At 68.7% G+C, this 1052-nt stretch carries 1 protein-coding gene; it reads right to left on the bottom strand.

From position 1 onward, the window contains the following. Positions 1–944, bottom strand: a 944-nt coding sequence (locus tag HGB44_RS31530; protein ID WP_168444234.1) for an IS481 family transposase, incomplete at its 3' end; no start/stop codon positions are given. Positions 945–1052: the final 108 nt, after the last annotated feature.

The raw sequence follows: 1052 nt of genomic DNA, 5'->3' as shown, positions 1-1052 counted from the left end.
GCGGTGTGGAACCGGTGATGATTGTAGTGATGCAACCACCCCGCGAACGCCTCCCGCCTTTGTGCTTCGCTGGTGTAGGGGCGGGCGTAGGCCCATTCCTCGGTCAGGGTGCGGTGGAACCGCTCGACCTTGCCGTTGGTCTGGGGCCGGTAGGGGCGGGTGCGTTTGTGGGTGATGCCCGCCCCAGCCAGGGTCTGGCGCCACAGGTGGGACTTGTAGCAGGCCCCGTTGTCGGTCAGGACCCGCTCCACCGTGATGCCCACCGACGCGAAGTAGGCACGGGCCCGTTCCCAAAACCCTGTGGCGGTCTCCTTTTTCTCGTTGGCCAGGAGCTCGGTGTAGGCCAAACGGGTGTGGTCGTCCAAGGCGGTGTGCAGGAAGACGTGGCCCAGCCGCGGCTCGTGGCGGGCGTTGCGGACCACGCCCGTGGTGGCCGCGCGGTTGCGACGGCCTTGGATACGGCCTTGGGTGCGGTGGCCGCCGCCGTCGGGGATACAGCCGAGTTTCTTGATGTCCACGTGCACCAGTTCGCCTGGCCGTTGGCGTTCGTAACGGCGCACGCACCGGCCGGTGGCCCGATCCAGGTGGGATAGGCGGGGCGTGCGGTAGCGGGTCAGGATGCGGTGCACGGTGGAGGCGTGCATGCCCAGGTGACCGGCGATGCGGGCCGGCCCCCATCTTTTCAGGACGCGGAGTTTGATCACGCGGCGTTCGCGGCGGGTGGGGGTGCGCCGTGGTGAGTGGTGCGGGCGGCTGGGTCGGTCGTGCATTCCCGCTTCGCCGTGTTCGTGGTAGCGGTCGGCCCAGCGGCGGGCGGTGGTGGGGGAGACCTGGAAGCGCGCGGCGGCCCGGCGCAGCGGCCACTGGTCCTCCACGATGCAGCGGGCCAGGGCCAGGCGTCCGGCGGGTGTGAGTGTGGCGTTGGCGTGGGTAGTGTGGGGCATCGAGGGCCTTCCGGTCCGGTGGTAGATGTCGCAATCCACACCGTTACCGGAGGCCCTCTTTGTGTGTGTCAGGTGGGGTGGGTGTTACCAACCTCAGTGGTCAATACA

The sequence above is a fragment of the Nocardiopsis alborubida genome (assembly GCF_012396365.1).
In the GTDB taxonomy this organism is placed as follows: Bacteria; Actinomycetota; Actinomycetes; order Streptosporangiales; family Streptosporangiaceae; genus Nocardiopsis; species Nocardiopsis alborubida.
This window is presented reverse-complemented; position numbering and strand designations above follow the sequence as displayed.